This window comes from Aeromicrobium sp. P5_D10, from assembly GCF_054049535.1.
Map to the genome: position 1 here is coordinate 1 of NZ_JBFUME010000023.1, position 3,872 is coordinate 3,872.

Genomic DNA, 3,872 nt, shown 5'->3' on the forward strand with positions numbered 1-3,872 from the left:
CTGCGGGGACTCTGCGGGGACTTGGCTGTCCTGGCTGCGGAGGAGACCATCCAGCTGCACGCCGGCATCGGCATGACCTGGGAGCACCCGGCTCACCTTTACCTCAAGCGAGCGAAGTCTGATCAGATCGCGCTCGGAACCTCGGGACGCCATCGCGCTCGGCTTGCGGAACTCGTGGAGCTGCCGCGCTGATCAGAGTCCCGAAGGAGAGTCGCGGCGGCCAGACTCACGTGGCCGCTAGGCCATCTCCTCGCGGCATCGGGTTCTGGTGGGCAATGCGCGGGCAAGCCGCTTCCATCTAGGCATAGTTACAGGTCAGAGCCGTAATGGGATCTGACTGCAAAGCAGACGATGTATCGAAGCAGACACAACATTGCTGTGCAGGCCAATCCCGCAACTGGACTGCACGAAAACTACCTGGAAATTCCGTGAACGTCTGTGAAGGATCGTGTTCCTGAAACTTTCGAAATTACCGATATGGGGCCATGCTGGGGGCACGTACCAGCAAAAAACGGCGGCTGACGCTGGAAGACGTTGAAGACGTTTTCGCAGGTCAGCCACCGTTTTCGGCAACTACTGGCAAAGGGTGGAAACCCTCCGATCAGATGTCGTAGTACAACTCGAACTCGTGCGGATGCGGCCGCAGCTGCACGGGCAGGATCTCCTCGGAGCGCTTGTAGTCGATCCACGTCTCGATCAGGTCGGGCGTGAACACGTCACCGGCGGTGAGGAACTCGTGGTCCTCTTCGAGAGAGTCGAGCACCGCGTCGAGCGAGGTCGGAACCATGTCGATGGCTTCGTACTCCTCGGGCGGCAGCTCGTAAATGTTCTTGTCGATCGGAGCGGGCGGCTCGATCTTGTTCTTGATGCCGTCGAGGCCGGCCAGCAACAGCGCCGAGAAGGCGAGGTACGGGTTGGCCGACGGATCGGGGCAACGGAACTCGATGCGCTTGGCCTTGGCGTTGGATCCTGTGATCGGGATACGGACGCAAGCCGAACGGTTGCGGGCCGAGTAGACCAGCGCGATGGGGGCCTCGAAGCCCGGCACCAGACGACGGAACGAGTTCGTCGACGGGTTCGTGAACGCCAGCAGTGACGGGGCGTGCTTCAGGATGCCGCCGATGTAGTGGCGCGCGAGGTCCGACAGCCCGCCGTAGCCCGACTCGTCGTAGAACAACGGCTTGCCGTCATTCCAGATCGACTGGTGGACGTGCATGCCCGAGCCGTTGTCACCGAAGATCGGCTTCGGCATGAACGTGACAGTCTTGTCATTGGCCCAGGCCGTGTTGCGCACGATGTACTTGAACTTCATGACATCGTCGGCGGCCTTGAGCAACGTGTCGAACTTGTAGTTGATCTCGGCCTGACCCGCGGTGCCGACTTCGTGGTGACCGCGCTCGAGCGTCAGACCGACGTTCGTGAGGTTGGTCATCATGTCGTTGCGCAGGTCGGCGGTCTGGTCGGTCGGTGCGACGGGGAAGTAGCCGCCCTTGTAGCGGACCTGGTAACCGCGGTTGTCGTCGATCGAGTTGCTGGTCTGCCAAGCAGCCTCGCTCGACTGCAGCTCGTAGAACGACTTGTTGGCCGACGTCGAGAAGTTGACCCGGTCGAAGATGTAGAACTCGGCCTCGGGGGCGAAGAATGCCGTGTCGCCGATACCGGTCGTGGCGAGGTAGGCCTCGGCCTTCCGGGCGATGTTGCGGGGATCGCGCGAGTAGGCCTCGCCGGTGATCGGATCGTGGACGAAGAAGTCCATCGCCAGCGTCTTGGCCCGCTTGAACGGGTCGACGTAGGCGGTCTTGATGTCTGGGAACAGCACCATGTCGGACTGGTCGATCGTCTGGAAGCCGCGGATCGACGAGCCGTCGAATGCCACGCCGTTGGCGATCATGTCGGCATCGAAGGTGAAGGCCGGCAGCGTTACTTGCTGCTGGATGCCCGGCAGGTCCGTGAAGCGGACATCGATGTACTCGACCCCCTCATCCTTGATGAACTTGAACAGTTCGTCGGCATTGCCAAACATGTGGCCTCCTTGACCGCGTTGTGCGGCCTCGATGTGTCATACGGCAGGTAAGTGCGTCACTGCACCGTATCGCTGACGTTATGTGCGTGCAGTTTCCCGTTGGTCTCGGGATTGTTTCAGGCATGTTACAAAAGCCCGGACGATGAGGGGGCGGGTGGTGCTCGATAGGCTCAGGGGGTGGAGATCCCCTCGCTCGGACGTCGGTTGGCTGCTTTGATGATCGACTGGATCGTCGCGATGCTCAGTGCTGTGGCACTGGCCGGAGTGGATTTTCCGCCGGCATCATTGTCGGAGGACCCGAGCCAGACGTTCTTCGTGCTGGGCTTCTTCATCGTCGAGGTCGCGCTGCTCGACGGCCTGCTCGGACGCTCGATCGGTAAGCGTCTCCTGGGCCTGCGCCTGGAGAACCCTGCCGGCCGGCCGATCGGCGTCCCACGAGCATTGATCCGCATGTTGTTGCTGTGCCTGTTCCTGCCCGCCGTCGTCATGACCGACGACAAGCGCGGCTTGCACGATCTGGCCGCCGGGTCACGAGTCGTGCGCGACCCGGCCTGACCAAACCCTCGCGCCGGGATGGAGAATCAGCCGCGCATGGCTTTGCGTGAGCCCTTCATGCTGGTCGGCACCGGGCCGCGCGGCATGGGAGCTGCGGGACGGACCTTCTCCAGAGCCTTGAGCTTGTAGATGACATCGGTCATCTGGGCCGGCTTGATCTTCTTGGGCAGCTTCTGGACGTGCTTGACCAGCTTGGTCAGCGGCACCTGGCCCTCACCCTTGCCCACGACGACGCCTGTGACCGGGATTTCTTCGCCGGCGATGCGTACGTGATTCTTGATCTCTGCTGCCATGAGTCCACGGACGGCGTGCGGATTGCCTTCTCCGACCAAGATGATGCCGGGGCGTCCGACGACCCGGTGGACGACGTCCTGGTTCTTGTTGAACGCGATGGCGGGCTTGACCTCCCAGCCACGGCGCAGCATCTGCAGCGCACCGGCGGCGGCGCCGCGCTGGCCCTCGACCTGCGCGTAGGCGGCCTTCTCGGCGCGACGTCCGAAAACGATCAGGACTGCGAGCACGCCGGTCAGCAGTGCGAAGACGATCGAGATGATCAGGCCGATCACACCGCTACCGAAGATCAGGTAGCCCAGGGTGCCGAAGGCACCACCCACCACGAGGAACGTCAGCAACAGGATCAGACCGATGTTGCGGTCGCTGCGCTTGGTGATGGTGTACGCCTGGCGCATCTGGCCGAGACGACCCTTGGCGGGTGTGGGAACGGTGTTGGACATGATCACAGTCTACGGCTCCGTGCCGTATGTGGTGCAGCCCGTTCTAGAGTTCGCGGGTCAGACCCTTTGTGCCGCGTCCTGAGGCGATGGCTTGTTTGTAGAGGTTGCCGGCGCGGTAGGAGGAGCGGACCAGGGGTCCGGACATGACGCCGGCGAAGCCGATCTGTTCTGCTTCGGCGGCCAACTCGACGAACTCTTCGGGCTTGACCCACCGGTCGACCGGGTGATGCAGCTTGGAGGGTCGCAGGTACTGGGTGATCGTGATCAGATCACAACCGGCCCCATGCAAATCTTCCAGGGCTTGGGAGATCTCTTCACGCGTCTCGCCCATACCCAAGATCAGGTTCGACTTGGTGACCAACCCGAAGTCACGGGCCTGGGTGATGACATCCAACGACCGTTCATATGTGAACGCCGGACGAATCCGTTTGAAGATCCGGGGCACGGTCTCCACATTGTGCGCCAACACCTCAGGACGTGACTCGAACACCTGCGCCAACAACTCCGGCACACCGTTGAAGTCCGGAATCAGATTCTCCACACCCGTCTCCGGGTTGAAC

5 protein-coding genes are annotated in these 3,872 nt (G+C 62.1%); 2 read left to right on the forward strand and 3 right to left on the reverse strand.

The features are described from left to right. Positions 1–192, forward strand: a 192-nt coding sequence (locus tag ACXJKC_RS21690; RefSeq protein WP_456698839.1) for an acyl-CoA dehydrogenase family protein, incomplete at its 5' end; no start/stop codon positions are given. Positions 193–601: 409 nt separating this feature from the next. Here the strand turns inward: ACXJKC_RS21690 and glnA are convergent. Further along, positions 602–2,023: a type I glutamate--ammonia ligase gene (glnA, locus tag ACXJKC_RS21695; protein WP_456698840.1), complete on the reverse strand. Its 1,422-nt coding sequence runs from the start codon at positions 2,021–2,023 to the stop codon at positions 602–604. A gap of 177 nt (positions 2,024–2,200) precedes the next feature. Here glnA and ACXJKC_RS21700 point away from each other — a divergent pair, with 177 nt between their 5' ends. After that, the gene (locus ACXJKC_RS21700) at positions 2,201–2,578 is read left to right on the forward strand and encodes an RDD family protein (RefSeq protein ID WP_456698841.1); all 378 of its coding nucleotides are present in this window, start codon (positions 2,201–2,203) and stop codon (positions 2,576–2,578) included. Positions 2,579–2,604: 26 nt separating this feature from the next. Here the strand turns inward: ACXJKC_RS21700 and ACXJKC_RS21705 are convergent, their stop codons facing one another. Then, entirely contained in the window at positions 2,605–3,312 is a 708-nt protein-coding gene (locus ACXJKC_RS21705) for a DUF4191 domain-containing protein (RefSeq protein ID WP_456698842.1), read from the reverse strand. A 43-nt stretch (positions 3,313–3,355) separates the two neighbouring features. After that, on the reverse strand, positions 3,356–3,872 hold a 517-nt coding region (locus ACXJKC_RS21710), incomplete at its 5' end, for a lipoyl synthase (RefSeq protein ID WP_456698843.1).